The organism is Vibrio tritonius (genome assembly GCF_001547935.1).
Classification (GTDB): Bacteria; Pseudomonadota; Gammaproteobacteria; order Enterobacterales; family Vibrionaceae; genus Vibrio; species Vibrio tritonius.
The window spans coordinates 1,463,479-1,482,995 of the sequence record NZ_AP014635.1; the positions used below are offsets into that span (position 1 = coordinate 1,463,479).

Annotated in this window: 15 protein-coding genes; 10 read left to right on the forward strand and 5 right to left on the reverse strand. The window is 42.6% G+C overall.

Annotated features, from left to right (window positions below; all coding sequences use genetic code 11):
- The first annotated feature begins 450 nt into the window (after positions 1 to 450).
- The 3 genes from JCM16456_RS06595 to JCM16456_RS06605 are packed head-to-tail and all read left to right on the forward strand — an operon-like array spanning position 451 to position 3,997.
- Positions 451 to 1,569, forward strand: coding sequence for a hypothetical protein (locus JCM16456_RS06595; RefSeq protein ID WP_050941284.1), 1,119 nt, complete (start codon positions 451 to 453; stop codon positions 1,567 to 1,569).
- Positions 1,569 to 2,048 carry a three component ABC system middle component gene (locus JCM16456_RS06600; protein ID WP_021706403.1) on the forward strand — a complete coding sequence of 160 codons (480 nt, stop codon included), beginning with the start codon at positions 1,569 to 1,571 and terminating at the stop codon, positions 2,046 to 2,048. The genes JCM16456_RS06595 and JCM16456_RS06600 overlap by 1 nt, the downstream gene beginning before the upstream one ends.
- Positions 2,045 to 3,997 carry a DUF3732 domain-containing protein gene (locus JCM16456_RS06605; RefSeq protein WP_068713459.1) on the forward strand — a complete coding sequence of 651 codons (1,953 nt, stop codon included), beginning with the start codon at positions 2,045 to 2,047 and terminating at the stop codon, positions 3,995 to 3,997. Before JCM16456_RS06600 ends, JCM16456_RS06605 begins: the two co-directional genes overlap by 4 nt.
- A 376-nt stretch (positions 3,998 to 4,373) precedes the next feature.
- Here the strand turns inward: JCM16456_RS06605 and JCM16456_RS06610 are convergent, their stop codons facing one another.
- The 4 genes from JCM16456_RS06610 to JCM16456_RS06625 form a co-directional block, all read right to left on the reverse strand.
- Positions 4,374 to 5,723 (reverse strand): ATP-binding protein, encoded by a 1,350-nt coding sequence (locus JCM16456_RS06610; protein ID WP_068713460.1) that lies wholly within the window; start codon positions 5,721 to 5,723, stop codon positions 4,374 to 4,376.
- Complete coding sequence (locus JCM16456_RS06615) at positions 5,713 to 6,372, reverse strand: response regulator transcription factor (protein WP_068713461.1); 660 nt, start codon at positions 6,370 to 6,372, stop codon at positions 5,713 to 5,715. Before JCM16456_RS06615 ends, JCM16456_RS06610 begins: the two co-directional genes overlap by 11 nt.
- Before the next feature lie 5 nt (positions 6,373 to 6,377).
- A complete protein-coding gene (locus tag JCM16456_RS06620) occupies positions 6,378 to 6,764 on the reverse strand; it encodes a PepSY domain-containing protein (protein WP_068713462.1) in 387 nt (128 codons plus the stop codon).
- Between the two features lie 144 nt (positions 6,765 to 6,908).
- A complete protein-coding gene (locus JCM16456_RS06625; RefSeq protein WP_068713463.1) occupies positions 6,909 to 8,681 on the reverse strand; it encodes a DEAD/DEAH box helicase in 1,773 nt (590 codons plus the stop codon).
- A gap of 86 nt (positions 8,682 to 8,767) precedes the next feature.
- On the opposite strand from JCM16456_RS06625, the gene rsuA reads away from it, so the two are divergent.
- The 3 genes from rsuA to JCM16456_RS06640 all read left to right on the forward strand — a co-directional run bounded on the left by rsuA (position 8,768) and on the right by JCM16456_RS06640 (position 11,476).
- Positions 8,768 to 9,463: a 16S rRNA pseudouridine(516) synthase RsuA gene (gene rsuA / locus JCM16456_RS06630; protein WP_068713464.1), complete on the forward strand. Its 696-nt coding sequence runs from the start codon at positions 8,768 to 8,770 to the stop codon at positions 9,461 to 9,463.
- A 151-nt stretch (positions 9,464 to 9,614) separates the two neighbouring features.
- Positions 9,615 to 10,820 carry a Bcr/CflA family multidrug efflux MFS transporter gene (locus tag JCM16456_RS06635; RefSeq protein ID WP_068713465.1) on the forward strand — a complete coding sequence of 402 codons (1,206 nt, stop codon included), beginning with the start codon at positions 9,615 to 9,617 and terminating at the stop codon, positions 10,818 to 10,820.
- Positions 10,820 to 11,476, forward strand: a complete 657-nt coding sequence (locus JCM16456_RS06640) for a DUF2913 family protein (protein ID WP_068713466.1) — start codon at positions 10,820 to 10,822, stop codon at positions 11,474 to 11,476. Before JCM16456_RS06635 ends, JCM16456_RS06640 begins: the two co-directional genes overlap by 1 nt.
- Positions 11,477 to 11,594: 118 nt before the next feature.
- Here JCM16456_RS06640 and JCM16456_RS06645 read toward each other — a convergent pair whose 3' ends face one another.
- Positions 11,595 to 13,046, reverse strand: a complete 1,452-nt coding sequence (locus JCM16456_RS06645; RefSeq protein WP_068713467.1) for a DUF2867 domain-containing protein — start codon at positions 13,044 to 13,046, stop codon at positions 11,595 to 11,597.
- Between the two features lie 546 nt (positions 13,047 to 13,592).
- Here JCM16456_RS06645 and JCM16456_RS06650 point away from each other — a divergent pair.
- The 4 genes from JCM16456_RS06650 (at position 13,593) to nhaA (ending at position 19,160) form a co-directional block, all read left to right on the forward strand.
- A complete protein-coding gene (locus JCM16456_RS06650) occupies positions 13,593 to 14,264 on the forward strand; it encodes an ABC transporter ATP-binding protein (protein ID WP_068713468.1) in 672 nt (223 codons plus the stop codon).
- On the forward strand, positions 14,245 to 16,701 hold the full coding sequence (locus JCM16456_RS06655) for an ABC transporter permease (RefSeq protein WP_068713469.1): 2,457 nt from the start codon (positions 14,245 to 14,247) through the stop codon (positions 16,699 to 16,701). Before JCM16456_RS06650 ends, JCM16456_RS06655 begins: the two co-directional genes overlap by 20 nt.
- Complete coding sequence (locus JCM16456_RS06660; RefSeq protein WP_068713470.1) at positions 16,701 to 17,822, forward strand: lipocalin-like domain-containing protein; 1,122 nt, start codon at positions 16,701 to 16,703, stop codon at positions 17,820 to 17,822. The genes JCM16456_RS06655 and JCM16456_RS06660 overlap by 1 nt, the downstream gene beginning before the upstream one ends.
- Positions 17,823 to 17,990: 168 nt before the next feature.
- The gene (nhaA, locus tag JCM16456_RS06665) at positions 17,991 to 19,160 is read left to right on the forward strand and encodes a Na+/H+ antiporter NhaA (RefSeq protein WP_068713471.1); all 1,170 of its coding nucleotides are present in this window, start codon (positions 17,991 to 17,993) and stop codon (positions 19,158 to 19,160) included.
- Positions 19,161 to 19,517 lie beyond the last annotated feature (357 nt).

Genomic DNA, 19,517 nt, shown 5'->3' on the forward strand with positions numbered 1-19,517 from the left:
TTAAAAGCTAACTTAGTGAAGTGACTAACACACTTTTGTCCATTTTCGTTTCATCCTGTTCGGGCTGAAACATTTCTGCCCCAAATGAGTTGCGCCTCCAAATCACAAAATGATACTCAGTCAACTTTGATATACAAAAAGTAATAAGAGACAAAAGGCAAGACCTGACCCCGTGAGCTTTAATAGCTTGCCCTTCAATGGTGTAAAAATTGTACGAGCGTAACCTTTTTACTAAGTCTCGTAACTACACCGCTCAATATTCAACAGGTTTTACTTGCATTCATGGAGTATTTGTACAAAATTAATCCCTTCTAACCGTATAGTAACTATGGTGATTTTATTTGCTTCGATCTAGCATGGTGGTGAAATTGGTTTCGAGAACATAACGAGATCGCGAGTTTTTCCCAGTGCGCGAAGTTAATGAGAGTGAATCTAGGAGTAATCGACAGGATGACAGAAGGTTTTGCCAACAACGCTACACCAAAGTATTTAGGCTATGTTTACCAAGTCTTAATCGCCATTGAGAAGTGCTTTGATGCAAAACCCAATGAGACTATCTGGATAGAGTGCTTTGGGGATGTCTATGATGGTAAGACGTTCACAGAGGTAAAACACCACGTAGAAGAGCATAACTTAGCTAGTAACTCAAAAGATTTCTGGAACACTTTGAAGAACTTGGTGGTTGAAGACTCCTCTATGTTTGAGCAAATTGTGTTACACACGACATCTTTCATTTCCGAGAGTTCAATATTTCATGGTTGGAACACACGAAGTGCTCATGAAAAACTCAATATCATAAAGTCTCACGTACCATCATCTTCAGTTAAGCCTCTCTATGACAAAATTTTTGAAGATGCATCGGATGCCGAGCTATTGAGCATATTGTCTAGATTTACAATTGATCAATCTCGGGAACATGTAGAAGATAAATGGAAGAGCTTATTGGAAGCTCGCAAATTGAAGTGCGTGTTAGAGCCATACAGAGAAAGCATTTTCCATTGGATATACTCATACGTTAATAAAAGTGCAATTGTAGACCACCGACATTGGAAGGTTAATATCAATGATTTTGATGATGCTTTCCAGTTTCAGGTTAACAGGTGGAGTGGAGATAGCATTCCTTTTCCTGTAGACCGCACGGAGTATGATACGGAGCAGCAGAATGCTGACGGTTACTTGTTTTTATTAGAGTATAGAGATATTGGTTTGAAAGGCAGAGATAGAGGTGTTGCTCTCAATGATTACTTCAAAGCTAAAAACAGTGAAGAGAGCCTTGTAGATCTTAAACCAGACATTATGCCCGAAATTATTGATAACTATTTAGTAGATGCAGTAGAGAAAGCTACAGGATATAAAAGACAATATTCTTACGAAATAGATTATGAAGATTTAGGTTCATCCAAATCTAACAAGGCAGCTTGTAAAGCATATTTTGAATTTCATAATAGTTCGGTGTTAGAAGTGCCTGAGGTAAGTGGTACGAAACCTTACTTCATGAGAGGTAAAGTACACGAGGCTATTAATAACACCGCTTATACTTGGAAATATAATAAAGAGGATATTGACTAATGAATCCTCAGGTTATTAGAGATTTGAAGTATTCTCCCTCTTTTGTTGCTGAAATACTATATTCATTTATTCAAGGAGCTAGACGAGTTGATGAGCGAGGCGCGAAGTTTGAGTTGATTTATCTTGTTGTTCCTTTTGTTATGGATGATGTTTTAAGGGCGAAACTAAATAGGTCTAATGTTAGTAGTACTTTTCAAACTGCATTTCTAAAGGATGATGAAATTAAAGAACGTTTGTTTTTGATAAATGATAAAGTTCAATACTCAAAGTCTGTAACAAATTGTGGAATAATCTACCTCAGTTCAATTTGTGAAATTATAATCAATTCTTTTATTTTGAATGGAAATGATTTAGAAGAAATATCAATAACAAATGACTATAAAAAAGAATTTATAAAGGCATCTTATAACTTAGGTATTATTTTTTCGAAAGAAGGATATGTTAATGTTCTTCTGAAATCCAAGGTTACAAATATATGAAAGCTTTTTTAAAAAATATAATTCTCATTGGTCACGATGGTGATTTGAAACGTCTTGGCTTTGACCGAGGGTTAAACATAATAACAGGTGACTCTAAAACAGGTAAAAGTGCTTTAATAGAGATTGTAGATTTTTGTTTGTTTTCGAATCGCTCTACAATCCCTATGGGAAAAGTTACTGATTTCACAGATATATTCTGTTGCGTATTTGAACACAATAATAAAAAGATAATCATTGGACGCTCAAATAATCAGCCAACAAAGTGTTATTTTTCTGTTGAATATTCGGCTGATTTCAATGTTGATAATAAAATTAACTCTAACTATTTTAAGTCCAAGAAAACTAGAACTAAATTCGAAGTTCAAAAGGATTTCGAAGAGCACTTAGGATTATCGGTTGAAGATACATCATTGAATGATGATGACGATCATAAACTTAAGAAAGGGAAAGTCTCGATTCGGAATGCTACTTCACTATTCTTTCAGCATCAAAACTTAATAGCTAACAAGCATAGTTTGTTTTATAGGTTTGATAACTTCATTAAAAGTAGAACAGTAATTGATCAATTTCCTATATTTATGGGTTGGGTTGATAGCAGATACTACAGATTGAAGAAAAGATCTGAAGATTTAGAAAAGCAAATAAAAAAGATAGAGATAGAAGAAAAGAAAGCTCTGCTAGGTATTCAAGAAAAAAGAGAAAAATTACTTATACCAATTAGGCAGTATTATAGAGTTTTAAATCTTAAATTTTTGGATGAAGATGCATCACTAGGAAAGCTGAAAAATTTAGCGAGAAACCTGCCTTCTGTACCATTGAATGCAGAGCAAAATGTTGATTTCAATAAGCAGCTAAATGCCTTAGAGAAAGCAAAAGATAAAGAGCTAACGTCTTTATATGAATGTAATCAATTGATAAGTCTTATTAAGGCGAATGAGGAGGAGTCAATAGATTACTCCAACTCGATGGCACGCCTTGCTGAAGTATCGCAAGATGAGTCAGTACCTAAAAACAGTGTTAGTTGCCCGTTATGTAGCACACCAGTAACTAGTGTTGTTTCTAAAGTGGAAGAGGTTAAGCGCTCTAGAGCGCTACTTCTTGATGAACTGTCCCGAATTGGTAGTTACAAACAGGACAGTTCTAAATCTCTTAACTCATTACTTTTAAAGCGAGACAAGCAAAAACAGGTCGTAGCTAATATAGATAATGAAATAAGACAATTAAGAAAATTATTCAAAGTTAAAAATAATCTAGATATAAGGGACTCACTAAATAATATTCGTGGGAGGATAGAGAACACCTTAGAATTCTTTATTGAAGGGAAAAAGTTAGAAAAATCTAACCACGATCTTCCAGCTATGAAAGAGGAATTAGAAAATTGTATCAGACTGATTCGAGGCTATGGTCTTGAACATAAATTTTCCGAGGCTAATGCACTTATCAATGAGACAATGAATGAGCTTAAAAAAGACTTAGATTTTGAAGATGATTTACGAAATGGTGAAATGAAATTCAAAACAGAAGATTTTACGTTCGCTTATTACTTTAAAAATCAAGAAATACTACTATCAGAAATGGGTAGTGGTGCGAACTGGTTAGCTTGTCATCTAGCGGTTTTCTTGTCAATTTTAAAATTAACCTCAAGCTCAAATTCTGTAATACCAGCAATGTTATTTCTAGACCAACCTAGTCAGGTATATTTTCCAAAAGTAACAAGAAGATTTTCTTCTAATAATAAGCAAGAGTTATTGGGTGAAGAAGAAGTTGATGAGAATATTAAACAAGTAATAAATATATTCAAGGTTTTTGAACGATTCTTAAATGAACTTGAAAGAGATCCAAAAATTGGGTTTAAGCCACAGATTATAGTTTTAGAACATGCAGATGAACCTGAGTTTGATCAGTATGTTAGATATAGATGGTTTTCAAATGGTCAAAAGTTGATATAATTTTACTAAGGTCAAGCAGTAACGTTTGACCTTAATATTATTGCTAATGATATCTATGACATAAAGGCTAACAATACTCGGGGTCAGATCTTTCTTTTTACCCTAGCAAAATTTATCTGAGAGTCCGACATTCACCAGATATCGTAACACGGAAATATCCAAAACCGAGTTTCAATCTTTGTTGTTCAAAATCCCATTACGCCTGAGTGGATGCCAACACTCTCTATTTTGGCCGTGCTTGCTATAAACAGTGACTTTCTGACTTCCTCTTTGCTGTTTGTAGAGGGCACGTCAGAAACACGTGCAGAAATAGCGTGGGGATTTAAACCAATAAAAAAGCAGAACGGATGTTCTGCTTTGATAGCAAAATAGCGTGTTAGTGGGCCATTTTTAATTTTAGGGTGGCTTTTAAACCACCAAGCTTGGCTTTTTCTAAGCGCAATTCACCGCGATAGCTGTGCGCCATTTCGGCGACAATGTTTAAGCCAAGGCCTGTTCCGGGCATGGTTTCATCAAGACGTACGCCGCGTTCAGTCGCGCTCTCAAGCTTCTCTGCCGCAATGCCGGGGCCATCATCTTCAATACACAGCTCAACCCATTCTTTATCGATAGGTTGGCTATAGATTCGAATTAAGGAATTAGACCATTTATAACTGTTTTCCAGTAGGTTACCTAACATCTCATCTAGGTCTGAGCCTTCGACCGCCACCAACAAATCTGAATCGAGTTCATTGACTAAGGTCACTTCTCGCGCAGCGTAGATTTTGTCGAACGCCATTGATATCGCGTCCACTCGTTCACTTGGACAGGATTTTACTGCCAGAATATTGCCAGCCCCAGCCATGCGGGCACGTCCAAGGTGATAATCTATCTGGCCCTGAATTTGGGATACCGGCGCCGACAGTTTTTGATACGTCTCTTCATCAAGTTTATCGATTTCGTTTTTCAGCACGGATAACGGTGTTTTTAACGCATGGGAAAGGTTACCCGCGTGGTTACGGGCTCGGTCGAGAAGCTCTTGATAATGAAAGAGTAGGGCATTGAGGTCGTTAACCAATGGTGAAATTTCTAGAGGATAACTATCGCTCAGTTCAGATTGTTGCCCGTTACGTAGAGATGTGAGTTCTTTTTGCATGCGTCGCAGTGGTAACAGCGACCATGAAACTTGGAGACTGACTAAGATGAGAATGCCAATAAACAGCATGCCAAGAATGATCCATAATTGCCCAATCACTTTCGACACCGTTTCTTCTACTGGTGCTTTGTCCATTCCCACCACGATATCAATAGAGTGAGAAAATTCAGGCAGATAGATAGTGCGAACAAGGGTGATAAGTGGTTCACCTTTAGCCCCAAGCCACTCCTTTTTTAAACCATGTTTATCTTGGCGTAGCACTTGGTCCCATAATGAACGAGAGCGCAGACGCTGGTCACCCATTTGAGCGGTCCAGTAAAGCCCACTATATGGTTGCGTATATCGTGGGTCGGATAAAGGAATTGGTAGGGTCAACTGGCCTTGGCTATTGGCACCTAAATTGGCGGTAATTTGATCCATCGCTAGTGTCATTTGTTGCTGAGCATTTTGCACCAAATATTGTTTTACTAGGCTTGGAATCAAATAGCCTGCGGCTAAAATCATTAAGCTCAACCAAAGCGTAGCCGCCCATAATAGGCGGCTTTTGATACTGAGTTTGATTGAGCGTTTACTGAGGGCGTTATTCGGCATGTAAACGGTAACCTAATCCACGAACAGTTTTGAGCACGTCAGGGGCAATTTTTTTACGAATTCGCCCGATAAACACTTCAATGGTGTTGGAGTCACGGTCGAAGTCTTGTTTGTAAATGTGTTCCACTAGCTCAGTGCGAGAAATGACTTTTTCAGGGTTGTGCATAAAGTATGCGACCACTTTATACTCCAAAGCAGTCAGACTAATTGCTTGACCTTGCCACATCACTTTTGAACTTCGGGTATCCAAGCTTAAAGAGCCCACTTGCATAATTGGCGAGGCATTACCTGAAGCGCGGCGTAATTGGGCTCGAATTCGGGCGATAAGCTCCATGGTCTCAAACGGTTTGGTGAGATAATCATCAGCACCGGCATTCAAGCCTTCCACACGTTGTGTCAGGTTGTCGCGGGCACTAAGAATCACAACCGGGGTATTGATGTTCTCATCACGCAGGCTTTTTAACACAGTTAAGCCATCTAGTTTGGGTAAGCCAAGATCCAGCACAATAACGTCCCACTCTTCTGATGTAGCTCGATAAAGCGCATCAACCCCATCTTGAGATAATTCCGGCACCCAATCATTGCCTTCCAGAGCAGAGATAATCTGCTCACCTAAACGAATGTCATCTTCAACCACTAATATTTTCATTATCTTTATCTTTTAATCAGTTCCATCACGTTACGACCGCGTATGGAAAAAATACTCAGGTCGCGTGCATTGTATTCCACTTTATAGACACTGTTTTGGTAGACTATTTTTAGCTCATACACCCACATGTCATCATCTTCTTCAAGCTCTACTTTTATCACACGTCCATTTAATTGCTGTGCAACCGTTTGATAAAGTTCGGAGAATGGGCGTATTTTCCCTTCTCGTACCGCCTCTAACACTTCGTCTTGGTCTTCATCGATATCGACCTTAGCACCGGGGGGATGCATATCTTGCCCAGGGAGTAGCGAAGGCGTGTCTGCCCAGCTCGCAAAGGAGAGACTGGTAAGTAAAGCACACAAGGTCAGTGCTTTCCTATTTGATATAAGCATAGTAGACACCTTAATCAGTTGTTCATAAGCCATGCCTTCACTTAATGGCGTTGTTCTATCGACTAGGGTAGCAACAACGAAGGCTGGCTTACAGAGATGGTAACAAGTATAAAATGCGTAATATGAACGGAAGCTGAACTTTCGTTAAGCTTGTGATACAGCGTTGATTTGTGCCATGGCTTTTTCACTTGGACGTTCGAATAATTTGTCGCGAATGACCCAAAAGCGGCCTTCTTTACGGGCAATAATCAGCTCCGGTGGCCGAAAGCGATGTTCATTAGCGGCGATTTTGGTTGGCGCGGTTTCAGTAAATGGTCGATGGCGATCCACCAAATGCGGATTCACAAACCGTTGCAGAAAATCGTCTTTCTGTTTTTTGGTTCCTAATTGCCAAAATTCGCTGATCTCCGCATCGGTATCACTGATGTAAACCACTTTAAGCTGCGGTTTGCCATGTTTGTTTTTGCCCGGTTCCATACGCAAATCAACACAATTCATGATAAGGGCATCTTTGAGTTTGAGCGCATCACGCAGTTTTTTATCTGGGTCGACCAGAACTGCATCACATTCATGGCAACGGCGTGCAGCAATGTCGTTATCGGCGCCACATTCACCACAGAATTTGGCACGGAAACGGTAACCACACTCTTCTCGTTCGCCTGTTTCGTCATCTTCAAAATAGCCTTGGCAGCGACGACCATAATGTTCGATAAGAAAACCGTTGCTATCGAGCTTGCCCCAAAAGTTATTGTTAAAACCACAAGCGGGGCAGGGAATGGTGACGATTTCACTATCCGAATTGGGCTGTGGTTCGCCAACTTCAGGTTGAAAAAGGTCGTAATGGTTACCGGCGTACTCCAACACCAAACAGTCGGTTTTTCCTTCGCTTAAACGTAAACCACGACCCACGATTTGTTGATACAAGCTGATGGATTCTGTTGGGCGTAGCACGGCAATTAAATCGACATGGGGTGCGTCAAACCCAGTGGTTAATACGGAAACATTCACGAGGAATTTGATTTCGCGGCGTTTAAAAGAATTGATAATTCGGTCGCGCTCATCGGCTGAGGTATCGCCAATCACCAATGCGGCCGATTCATCAGTGAGATAACTCATGATCTCTTTCGCGTGATCAACGGTGGAGGCAAAAATCATCACCCCTTGGCGCTCTTTCGCTAATTCAACCACTTGTTCGATGATAGCAGGGGTCGCACGGGAGGATTTTTTAAGTACCGCATTCAGGTCGGACTCGCGATAGTAACCGTTCGCTGAGGGGCGAATCGTGGAAAAATCATAGCCTAGTACCGCCATATCCATGATTTTGGCCGGTGTTAGAAAGCCCTCATCGAGCAGATATCGAATTGGCAGCTCGAAGATACAGTCGCGGAAAAAACGGTCTTGCTCGGTGCGCACTTGGCCACGAGTGTGGTAGCGATATATCCAGCCCATATCCAAACGATAAGGGGTCGCGGTTAAGCCAAGGATTTTGATATTGGGATTGCACTCTTGAACGTGCGCAATTGCTCGGCGATAGGTGCTTTTGTCATTATCAGGTACGCGATGGCATTCATCGATAACCAGCAGCGAAAACTCTTCAGTAAAAGCATCAAGACTGTTTGCCATTGACTGAACAGACGCAAACACCACTTTCTCGTCGGTTTCTTTACGGCCTAATCCTGCGGAAAATATGGCGGCGGTTAGCCCGTAGCTTTCATATTTCGCGTGGTTTTGTTCAACCAACTCTTTCACGTGAGTCAACACCAAAACACGACCTTTTGCCAGCCGCGCCAATTCTGCGATAACCAGGCTTTTACCTGCTCCTGTGGGGAGGACGATCACCGCTGGGGTGCTGTGATGACGAAAGTAGTGAATAACGGCTTTAACCGAATCACTTTGATAAGGGCGCAGTGTATACATAATAAGGGCGAATAAATTCTGTGAAATAGCTCAACTATTTAAGTTAGGCTCTGTATAATACCCGACTTAAAGCAGATGAGGTATGCATGCGTTTAGATAAATTTCTGTGTGATGTTTTAGGCGTGACACGTAAAGAAGCAACTCAGCTTCTAAAAAGCGGTGAAGTTGAAGTAGATGGCGCGGTAGTGAAGAAAGGCGCTACTCAAGTCAACGATCAAAGTGAAGTGCTGTGGCAAGAGCGTGAGCTTATCCTATCGGGACCAAAATACATCATGCTCAATAAACCAGAAGGGTTTGTTTGTTCTCATGCTGATGATTTTAATCAAACAGCGTTTGTTTTACTTGATGAGCCAAACATTAAAGATTTGCACTTTGCTGGTCGTTTAGACGCAGATACCACAGGTTTGGTGCTTATTACCGATGATGGTCAATGGTCGCATCGCATTACGTCACCAAAACATAAGTGTGATAAAACCTATCGAGTGTGGCTTGCTGACCCTATTCAAGCCGATTATGCAGAGCAATTTGCTGCGGGTATCGAACTGCGTAGTGAACGTGATAAAACGTTACCAGCAGAGCTAGAAGTCGTCGATGAAACACAAGTTTTGCTGACCATTCATGAAGGTAAGTATCACCAAGTAAAACGCATGTTTGCTGCTTTAGGCAATAAGGTCGTTGGTCTGCACCGTGAAAGTGTCGGTGCCATTGTTTTAGATGACACCTTAGAACCTGGTGAATATCGTTTTTTAACTGAAGAAGAAGTCGCTTCAGTTTGGGCTTAATTAACAATTTGGACTTAATTAACAACAAGTTCTAGCCTAATTACATAGTTACCATAGAGTTACGAACATACGTAACCGGTAAAGTCGTTCAAATGAAGTGAGATGGTACCCCCCATTTCACTTCATTTTTTTCATAGTAAATTGGAGAGTTATGAGTTCAACATCCCCAACGTCTAATCATGTCTCACATATCAGTTTTCTGATGTTTATCGCTCTCGGTGCCATCGGTACGTTGACTCCTTTGGCGATCGATATGTATTTACCTGCCATGCCTGCGATCGCAAAAGATTTAGGTGTTTCTGCGGGGGCAGTACAGGTTACGCTAACGGCATATACGGCAGGTTTTGCCATTGGACAGTTAATTCATGGTCCTTTGGCAGACAGCTATGGTCGTCGACCGATCATGATCGTCGGTACTTTATGCTTTGCGCTAGCAGGCGTATTGAGTGCCTTATCTCAAGGAATTATTGAGTTAACTTGGATACGAGCGGCGCAAGGTTTTGCTGGTGCTGCGGCAGCGGTGATCATTCAAGCTGTGGTGCGCGATATGTTTGATCGTGAAGATTTTGCCCGCGCAATGTCATTTGTGACCTTAACGGTGACGTTGGCGCCGCTGATTGCACCCATGTTGGGTGGTTACTTAGCCATTTGGTTTGGTTGGCGCTCGATTTTTTGGGTGTTGGCACTATTTGCTATCGCAGTGATTGGTTTGGTGCTTTGGCAAATTCCAGAGACTCTCAAACCCGAGAACCGACAACCATTGCATCTTGGTAGTACGCTCAAAAACTACTTTAGTCTGTGCCGTAATAGCGAAGCGATGGGGCTTATTTTCGCCGGGGCGTTTTCTTTCTCTGGGATGTTTGCCTTTTTAACAGCAGGGTCTTTTATTTACATCGATATTTTTGGCGTGAGTCCTAGTGAATTTGGCTACCTATTTGGTTTAAACATTGTCGCTATGATCGCCATGACCATGCTTAATGGTCGCATGGTGAAAAAAGTGGGCTCACATGCCATGTTGCGTTTGGGACTTACCATCCAATTACTTGCAGGCTTTGGTCTATTCTTAGGCTGGTGGTTTGATGCTGGAATTTGGGGGACGGTGCCATTTGTTGTGATGTTTATTGGTACGATTTCGACGATCGGCAGTAATTCTATGGGGCTGCTTCTTAGCGGGTATCCCCGTATGGCTGGCACAGCATCCTCTTTGGCGGGAACGTTACGTTTCGGCACAGGTTCGCTGGTCGGCTCGATTGTGGCTGCATTACCGGGCGACACTATGTGGCCGATGGTCTTTGCGATGGCAGGTTGTTCTCTGTTGTCTGTTGCCTGTTATTGGATATTTGGAAGAAAAGCATAGTGACTGAATATTATTTAGAAATTCAAAACGTGGTGAACACCGCTTTAGCTGAGTTGGCGGATGAGCATCAAACAGGAAAATTAGTTGATGCTCCTGTGGCGAATAACCATTTTTTAGTTCGTTGGGTAACGAAAGCGATCAAAGGTCAGCGTTTTCACCGTTGCGTGCTGGATGATTTAACCCGTTGGCAGAAAGCTGGACGTTCAAAAGGTAATGATGCGATGCTATTGCCAACGTTTCGCCGAATTTCTGCTTATTACCAGCACTTTTTCGCGGCTGATCAAATTGTGATTACCGACAGCAAAATTGAAGCTTTTTTGGATAAGATGGAGCAGGAAGATTGGGAAGTGACTACGTCAGAACCGATCGTCGGCCAGCGTAAAGTGCAGATTTTTACCGAAGGACAAAACTCTTTGGCTCTATGCTCTTTGCAGTGTGAATCTTGCTTTGATGGCCCTAATCTAGTTAAACCAATGAGTTGGTTTGTGCGTGGAAATCATGCGCGCTTTATTGAGCTTGCAATGGAAGCCGGCTTTATGTTGCACAAGCGTACCGATTACAAATCGAATGTGAAATACCATGGTGAGTATCTGATTTACCCACTAAACCAAGGTGTTCAACTCGCGGAAATGCCACTGTCGTTTACAGGCGCATAACGCTTTAGTAGCGATAATGTCATCGTTTAACAAGGCTTGGCGTTATTTTTAAATAACGCCAAGCCTTTTTTCTCTCTTTCGTTACTGATTCTACTCGCTTTGTTACCGAGTTTACCCACTAGGAGGTTTGATTCTCTTGGTAAATTGTGCGCGCTTTACGTTCAATGGCCTTAACCATGCCGCGAAAAATAAACAGGTGCGCAGGCATCATGGCAAACCAGTAGAGTAAGCCGGGCATACCTTGAGGATGCCACCACGCCCGAATATCCAACTCACGCTGATCACCATGATCACTAATCGTACACTCTAGCCTGCCTAGTCCGGGCGCTTTCATGCCAAAAAACAGTGAAAGAAAACGGTTTTTCTCGCAGCGAATCACTTTCCAAGAATCGATAAAATCACCGACTTTTAATTCAGGCCCCGCTGGCGAACGGCGCACAGGAACACCACCGCCAAAGAACAGGTCTAGCCATTCCCGAGTTCGCCACAGAATGTTGGCAAAGAAATAGCCTTCTTGGGCGCTACCAATCTTTTGTATCACTTCCCATAACGCTTCAGCGGGAAGATCGGTTTTAATCGACGCGCCTGCTTGTTTGGGATAATAACCAAACCCAGGTTGCCAACGGTGCAGGGCTGTTGGATCAAACCCCCACACCTTATTGCGTACAAACACACCTTCTTGTTCGATGGTTTGCCGAGCCGCTTCTTGATATGTGATTAATGGCTGAGGGAAGCGGGTTTCAATCGCATGGCTATCGGCAATGAAATCATGGGATAGCCCATCCATTAAAGCACGACCAATGGCTTTGGGGACTGAGGTAATCAAAGAGAGCCAATAAGACGCCATACGGGGTGTAAGTAGTCGCGTCGACCATAAGCGAAACGGTTTACCTGCCAACTCACAAATAATTCGAAACTGTTCCCGATAGGTAAGAATATTTGGGCCTCCTACCTCATAGGTCTGGTGAGTTTGCGGCGCATCATTGATGAGACACAATAGGTAGTAATTGAGGTTATCTAAGGCGATGGGGTTTGCTTTAGAGTCAACCGATTTGGGCGTGATTAAGATGGGAAGGTTATAGACAAAATCGCGCATGATCTCAAACGCAGCGGAGCCCGGGCCAATAATGACGCCTGCTTGCAGCTCTGTCACTGGAATAGGGCTTTGGCGCAATATATTGCCCGTTTCACTGCGTGCTTTAATGTGTTCTGAAGTCCCGGACAATGGTTGAATGGCACTCAAATAGATCACATGTTGCACTTGGCTGTCCGCCAATGCATCGCGCACGTTTTTGGCCAGCGAGAGTTCATAGTTAATAAAATCGTCACCTTGAGCCATGCCGTGAACAAGAAAAAACACAAGATCAAAATGGGGGACAACCTCTTTAACTGTTTGTGCGTTTGCCAAATCTAAATATTGGATAGAGAGATTTGGGTGGTCATGCAAGCGGGCATGGAGGTATTGTACATTACGAGCGGCGGCGGTGACGGTATAGCCTTGGTCTAGCAAAATAGGAACCAGTTGTGAGCCAACATAGCCAGAGGCGCCAAGCACCAAAATTCGCTTCATCCCATCTCCTTAGGAGTGAACAGTAAGTCTTTAAGTTTAACAAGTTTGCTACCTTACTAACAACTCAGGTCAACGTCAGATTCTAAACGATAAAATAATTCTTTTTAGAGTGAGATTACCTTGCCAATACACGTACAAATTGTGTTAGCATTTGTGTCTATAATAAGTGTCTCGCAAGAATTTATACCATGATTTCAATAGGTAGAGATATTTCCATAACTTACTGAAATGATTTTATAAAAATATAATTGGTAACCTCTTTTATCTCCTAATAACGACTTCATGTTACTGGGGTAGGGTAGAGTTATTTATCATCACGCGATTTAAGACACAGTTGCCCCACATGCTGGGTATAAATATAACGTGAAATCTACATCTGCTGTCCCATCGCAACGGTTTAATAAAAAATCGTTCATCTCATAGAGTTTGAGCTCTACAAATATGTAATTTTTTGCATATAATGTGATCGGGTTAGCAAATCACTTCCTGTTGCTTGGGATTTGGTGTAGATTCTGCCCCGAATCAAGAAATGCAGAGAGAGTGTTAATGTTACGACTAGTGAACCTATCCAAAGGATATGCGGACGGCGATGAATTTCATCCAGTACTGCAAGGAGCTAAGTTAACATTGCACCGTGGTGATCAAGTGGCCTTAATGGGCGAAAGTGGTTCAGGCAAAAGTACCTTACTTAATTTGATTTCCGGACTGGATGTTGCCGATTCTGGTGAAATTTGGTTTGATGATTTTGCCATGCATGATACCAGCGAAAAGAAACGTACAGAGTTTCGCCGTAATGGTATCGGTCATATTTTCCAGCAGTTTAACCTACTCCCTACCTTGAATGTCGCCGATAACATTCGGTTTTGTCGCCAACTTAAAGGCTTACCTGAAGACCCAAGTCTATGGCGTCAAATTCTATCTGCTCTTGACCTTATGCCTTTACTAGGGCGTTATCCTGAAGAGGTGTCGGGTGGGCAGCAGCAGCGCGCCGCAATTGCACGCGCTTTGTATATGGAGCCACGTATTCTGCTAGCAGATGAACCCACAGGAAGCCTTGATGAGCGTAATGCTGAAGCTGTGATGCGTCTGCTTACCAGTTTGGCGCGTGAAGTGGAATGTACCCTGCTATTAGTTACTCACAGTGAGCAGGTTGCCAAACATTTGGATGGCAGTATTAAGCTGCAAGGGGGGCAGTTGCATGTTATGGCCCGTAGTTAAAGCGCTACTTGGTCATTACCGCCGTTATCCATTGCAAGTTGTTTTGGTCTGGCTTGGTTTAACGCTGGGGGTATCACTATTATCCGGCGTGACCGCGATTAACCAATATGCTCGCCAGTCTTATCAGACGGGAGAAAAACTGTTTGCTAGCCCGCTACCTTATCGTATCCGACCTCAGCATGTTTCTGCTCGTATTCCGCAAGGCTTCTATGTGCACTTACGTCGTGCCGGTTTTGAACAGTGTGTTCCTCTGGATAGTTACGCAGTCACTACACAAAAGGGCGTCGAACTCAATTTAGTTGGGATTGATCCCGCAGCGATGGTGCCCCTAAATCGTGGGTTGAACTTAGATAGCCTTCCGACACTGCAATTGATGTATCCACCGCATCCGGTCATGGTGAGTAAAGACTTAGCCCATCTACAGCATTGGCGAGATGGCGACTCGATTATCTTGGATGATGGCAGTCAGCTTGGTCCGATTTTGGTCGACCAACATAATTTGCTCAAAGGTATTCGTATTGTTGCGGATATGACAGTGGTCCATCAATACCGTAACAGTAATGGTTTTTCGATGATCGCTTGTGGTGATATGTCTTCCGCAACACTTGATCGTTTACAGCAGCAACTTCCGCAAGGCATCGTGTTAGTGCGTACGGCCAAGACGGAACTTTCCTCTTTAACTCATGCGTTCCATCTAAATCTCACTGCGATGGGGATGCTGTCGTTTTTAGTGGGATTATTTATTTTCTACCAAGCCATGTCGTTATCACTCACGCAGCGTCAGCCGTTGGTCGGTATGTTAAGACAAGCGGGTGTGTCCGGAGGACAGCTTGCGAAAGCTTTAACGATTGAGTTGGTGCTATTGGTTTCAGTGAGTTGGTTGTGTGGCAATTTATTTGGCCTAATATTAGCCAATAAACTGATTCCAGCTGTTTCTGCCAGCTTACACGATTTGTATGATGCCAACGTAGGGCTTTCAATTCATTGGCAATGGTCATGGAGTCTATACAGTCTCTTTATGGCGTTTCTTGGTGCATTTGCGTCTTGCGCGTGGCCTCTGGTGCGTTTACTGAAATCTCAACCGATTCGTCTTACGACTCGACTTTCCTTGCTGCGTTTTGCCGGGGCAGAATTTGCGGTACAAGCTGTCATCGCAATTGCGCTTGGTATTACCGCATTTGCAGTGTATCAATCCCCAAAAACTCAATCTGTTGGTTTTATTCTTATTGGTTTAGTGCTGCTCAGTGTTGCCTTAATTACCCCCTTTATTGTGTGGAAAGTGTTTGACTTCTTATCCTATCGGGTTGGTTGGGTAAAAGTTCGTTGGTTTTTTGCTGATGCGGCGGCAAGCATGAGCTATCGCGGTGTTGCTACCATGGCATTTATGATTGCAATGGCGGCGAATATTGGTGTCGAAACCATGGTTGGTAGCTTTCGAAGCACCACCGACCAGTGGCTGAATGACCGTCTTGCTGCGGACCTATACCTTTATCCAACGAATGCAAATGCGTCACAAATTAGTAATTGGCTTGAGCAACAACCAGAAGTCTCAAATGTTTGGTGGCGTTGGCAAAAAGATGTGCTGTCAAATAAAGGTACGATTCAAGTGGTTAGCACGGGTCATACTCAAGGTGAACAAGACTCATTGACGATTAAGCTGGCCATTCCACATTATTGGTATTTTACCCATTCAACCAAAGCCGTGATGATCAGTGAATCCATGGCAATTAAGCAGCAAATTCGCCCTGGCGATTTTATCGACTTACCAACGCCATTGGGCAAAAACTGGTTAGTGACTGGGGTGTATTACGATTACGGTAACCCCTACAGCCAGATCATGATGTCCCAGTACAACTGGTTATCGGTATTTGCTGGCGAAGGTAATGTTTCCCTTGCGGTAGTATTTAGCCCTGGGCATCACGATACTGATGCATTGAAAAAACGCCTGATCAGTGAATTTCGCTTTGGTATTGATCGAATACACAGCAATGCAGTGATTCATAAGAAGGCGATGAGGGTGTTTGATAGAACTTTTACTATCACCGATACCTTGGGAAATATCACTTTGTTGATTGCTGTATGTGGCATTTTCTTTGCCACCTTAGCGGGGGAGATTTCTCGTCAACGACATGTATCGCTCTTACGGTGCCTTGGTGTATCGGGCAAAGAGCTCGTGTGGGTTGGCGCTCTACAATTGTTTGTCTTTTGGGCAATAGCGCTGTTGATTGCTTTACCTCTTGGTATTTTGCTCGCCCATCTAATGGTGGATGTGTTACTACGTGACTCTTTTGGCTGGACAATGCAGGTACAGTTAGTGCCTAGTAAATATGCACAAACAGCATTGCTTTCTATGTTGGCCCTGCTGGTGGCAGGAGCGTTACCTGTATTGCGATTGGTGCGTAAATCACCATTGAAATCATTGAGGGATGCCTTGTAATGAGAACTTCTCGTCATGGCTGGTGTTTGCCGTTAATTGTTTTTCTTATTGTTTTGTTGGTTGTTGGCCTTGGTTATGCCTTTTGGGGAGGTTTGCTTGTTCATCGTTCAAACCAAGATAATAGCCTCGCTCCTTTTTTCTCTGAACAGCAACATTATCAAGAGGTGAAGGCAGAGCGTCCCGTCGTATTGCCTCAGGATTTTTCGTTTCATCCCGCGTTTCAAAATGAGTGGTGGACTTTAATGGCGAATGTTACCGATAGTGATGGCCATCGGTATGGTATTCAATGGACTTATATGCGACTTGCTCACGATGATGTTGAGTCAATTAGCTGGGAGCATCCGCAACTTTACTTAGCGCAGGTGGCTGTTTCAGATAAACACCACGTATGGAAAAGTCAGCGTCTTTCTCGGGGCGGAATTGGTCAAGCAGGGCTATCGCTTAAACCGTTTCACTTGTGGCTTGATAATTGGGATTGGCACGGTATGACGGAATCTCCGTTACCGGGTGTGCTCGCTGTGGATACCGATGAGGTTAGCTTCAGGTTAAGCATGGCCGCACAAACACCATTCGTTTTACCCGGACACCAAGGCTACAAATCTCTTAATCGTGATGGTCCGGTGGCGCTATACGCCATAGATATGCCAAGGATTGAAATGACGGGGTCATTGCGGTTACGTGGTGTTAACAAGCCGATTTCAGTGTCTGGAATTGCATGGCTGAGTAAGCGCTGGGGCAATGATTTTGTCATGCAAAAAAACCGTAATTGGGATTGGATGGTTTTTCATTTACAGGGTGGAACCGAATTGTCGGTCACGCGTTACCGACAATCGAATCAAATGCCATTTGATGGGGGAGTGCTTACCTTACAAAATGGGGAAGTGCATAACCTTGGACCTGATGAGTTAATGATCGTGCCACAATTGGTTGCTACAACGGATAATGGACATGAAATTCCTTCTCAGTGGCATATTCAAGTTCCCGCTTATGGTATTGATTTAACCGCAACGACAATCAATAAAGATTTGTGGTTACCTTTTATTGTGCCATATTGGCAAGGACCGGTGAATGTGAGTGGTTCTCACAGTGCCGTTGGTTTTATGCAACTAACAGGTTACTGATGGTGACTCTTTGAAATAGCGGTATATCAGTATTTACGTTGTAAACATGCGAATACTTCGGTATTTTCGAAGTGTTAACTCATTACAAGCGATTATTCATATAGCATTTGAGCGACTAAACTTTAAATATCACTTTGTTACGTGTTTTAACACAATAAGGATAATTACATGGGTGAACGGATACGTAAGTTTTTTCAAATGGAATCGGCCAGTGGCATCATGTTGGTGATTGCTGCTGTATTAGCAATGGTTGTTGCTAACTCTTCTCTCTATCCAATCTACGATGGTTTCTTGCATCATTATGTTGCCGGGTTGTCCGTAGCTCATTGGATTAATGATGGGTTAATGGCAATTTTCTTCTTGCTTATCGGGTTAGAAGTAAAGCGCGAACTGATGATTGGTGCTCTGCAATCGAAAGAAACAGCAGTGTTTCCTGCTATTGCTGCTTTAGGGGGAATGCTTGCCCCTGCACTTATTTACGTATTATTTAACTATCAAGATCAACATGCGATCGGTGGCTGGGCTATCCCTGCAGCAACAGATATTGCATTTGCTTTAGGTATTATGGCGTTATTGGGTAGTCGAGTTCCGGTGAGCTTGAAAGTCTTTTTGCTTGCTTTGGCTATCATTGATGACTTAGGCGTTGTTATTATTATCGCTCTGTTTTATAGCAATGATTTGTCAACAATGGCGCTTTCGATTGGTCTTGCGATGACAGTAGTACTGTTTGTACTGAATCATTTCAAGGTTACGCGCTTGCTTCCTTATATCATCGTTGGTGGTATCTTGTGGATAGCTGTGCTCAAATCTGGCGTGCATGCCACTCTAGCAGGGGTTGTGATTGGTTTTGCTATTCCGCTCAAAGGTAAAGAAGGCCAGCCTTCACCACTCAAAACTCTAGAACATGGTCTTCACCCTTATGTTTCATTTGCTATCTTACCGTTATTTGCTTTTGCCAATGCAGGTATTTCTCTGGCAGGGGTATCGTTAGATGGGCTAGCTGGAGCATTGCCTCTGGGTGTAGCGCTTGGGCTGTTGGTTGGCAAACCGTTGGGTATATTCACGTTTAGCTGGTTAGCAATTAAATCAGGCGTGGCGAAAATGCCACAAGGTGTTGGTATTCGTCATATCTTTGCTGTGTCGGTTTTGTGTGGTATTGGTTTTACCATGTCAATCTTCATCTCCTCTTTAGCGTTTGGAACGGAGCATTCGACTTACGATACGTATGCTCGTTTAGGGATTTTAATGGGTTCAACCATGGCGGCTATTTTGGGGTACAGCTTGCTCCATTCATCGCTGCCTAAACAAGTGTTTAAAACAGATTCGGTATCCGAATAATAAATAACCACATTTTGTGTGGGATTGAAAGGGACTGGTGAAAGCCAGTCCCTTTTTTTGCGGCTGATGATAAATGAAAACACTATATATGGTGCTTTTTGAGAAAAAAAACACCAAATAAGCAACTTGTTGCAAAATCAAATAATTGCGCAATAAATATGATCTTTATCTCAAAAAAAAAGAGAGATAGTTCAGTGTAATCAAATAAAAGTGATTGCAAGTGGGAATATTTTTGTGTTAATTTCCGCACCAATCTCAGACGGCGTTTCTGAGGGATACGCGAAGTGACTATCAGGCTGATTATGACACTTCGTAGGGTAGGTACTGGTAAGGCCTTTTACCAGTAGACGGGATACT

What these genes read in the sequence shown, in the direction of transcription:
- JCM16456_RS06595 (WP_050941284.1), top strand. Translation starts at nt 451, where the DNA reads ATGACAGAAGGTTTTGCCAACAACGCTACACCAAAGTATTTAGGCTAT.
- JCM16456_RS06600 (WP_021706403.1), top strand. Translation starts at nt 1,569, where the DNA reads ATGAATCCTCAGGTTATTAGAGATTTGAAGTATTCTCCCTCTTTTGTT.
- JCM16456_RS06605 (WP_068713459.1), top strand. Translation starts at nt 2,045, where the DNA reads ATGAAAGCTTTTTTAAAAAATATAATTCTCATTGGTCACGATGGTGAT.
- JCM16456_RS06610 (WP_068713460.1), bottom strand. Translation starts at nt 5,723, where the DNA reads ATGCCGAATAACGCCCTCAGTAAACGCTCAATCAAACTCAGTATCAAA.
- JCM16456_RS06615 (WP_068713461.1), bottom strand. Translation starts at nt 6,372, where the DNA reads ATGAAAATATTAGTGGTTGAAGATGACATTCGTTTAGGTGAGCAGATT.
- JCM16456_RS06620 (WP_068713462.1), bottom strand. Translation starts at nt 6,764, where the DNA reads ATGCTTATATCAAATAGGAAAGCACTGACCTTGTGTGCTTTACTTACC.
- JCM16456_RS06625 (WP_068713463.1), bottom strand. Translation starts at nt 8,681, where the DNA reads ATGTATACACTGCGCCCTTATCAAAGTGATTCGGTTAAAGCCGTTATT.
- rsuA (WP_068713464.1), top strand. Translation starts at nt 8,768, where the DNA reads ATGCGTTTAGATAAATTTCTGTGTGATGTTTTAGGCGTGACACGTAAA.
- JCM16456_RS06635 (WP_068713465.1), top strand. Translation starts at nt 9,615, where the DNA reads ATGAGTTCAACATCCCCAACGTCTAATCATGTCTCACATATCAGTTTT.
- JCM16456_RS06645 (WP_068713467.1), bottom strand. Translation starts at nt 13,046, where the DNA reads ATGAAGCGAATTTTGGTGCTTGGCGCCTCTGGCTATGTTGGCTCACAA.
- JCM16456_RS06650 (WP_068713468.1), top strand. Translation starts at nt 13,593, where the DNA reads ATGTTACGACTAGTGAACCTATCCAAAGGATATGCGGACGGCGATGAA.
- JCM16456_RS06655 (WP_068713469.1), top strand. Translation starts at nt 14,245, where the DNA reads ATGTTATGGCCCGTAGTTAAAGCGCTACTTGGTCATTACCGCCGTTAT.
- JCM16456_RS06660 (WP_068713470.1), top strand. Translation starts at nt 16,701, where the DNA reads ATGAGAACTTCTCGTCATGGCTGGTGTTTGCCGTTAATTGTTTTTCTT.
- nhaA (WP_068713471.1), top strand. Translation starts at nt 17,991, where the DNA reads ATGGGTGAACGGATACGTAAGTTTTTTCAAATGGAATCGGCCAGTGGC.